The following is a 611-nucleotide window of genomic DNA, read 5'->3' on the forward strand; positions in this document are numbered from 1 at the left end:
GCGCCCCAAGGTCGATGCCGCCTGGAACCTCCACGAGCTGACCAAGGACCAGGACCTCAAGGCCTTCGTCCTCTTCTCCTCCATTTCCGGCGTCATGGGCAGCGCGGGCCAGGGCAACTACGCCGCAGCGAACGTCTACCTCGACGCGCTCGCCGTCTGGCGCCGTCAGCAGGGCCTCGCCGCCCAGTCCCTCGGCTGGGGCGCCTGGATGCCGACCGCCGGTATGACGGGGACGCTCTCCGAAGCCGATCTGCACCGCATCCGCGCCACCGGAGTCCCGCCCCTCACCGAGGAACAGGGCCTCGCCCTGCTCGACACCGCCATGGGGATCGACGAGCCCTACCTCGTCCCCATCGGCCGCGCCACCGGCCCGGCCCGGATGCCCGGCAGCGTGCCCGCGCTGCTGCGCGGCCTGGTCCGCGGCGCCCGCCGCACAGCCGAGTCCGCCGGCGGCGGCACCGGTGCGGTGGCCGCCCTCGCGGCCCGGCTCCACGAGCTGCGCGAGGCGGACCGGCTGCGCCACGTCGTCGACCTGGTCCGCACCGAGGCCGCCGCCGTCCTCGGCCACGCCTCACCGCAGGCCGTCGCCGCCGACCGGGACTTCCACGACC

General features: G+C 75.3%; 1 protein-coding gene. It reads left to right on the forward strand.

The window, feature by feature from the left end:
* Window positions 1–611: beta-ketoacyl reductase (locus PUR71_RS06550; RefSeq protein ID WP_329925377.1), on the forward strand; the 611-nt coding region annotated here is incomplete at both ends.

Source organism: Streptomyces sp. SP17BM10 (assembly GCF_036322405.1).
Lineage (GTDB): Bacteria > Actinomycetota > Actinomycetes > Streptomycetales > Streptomycetaceae > Kitasatospora.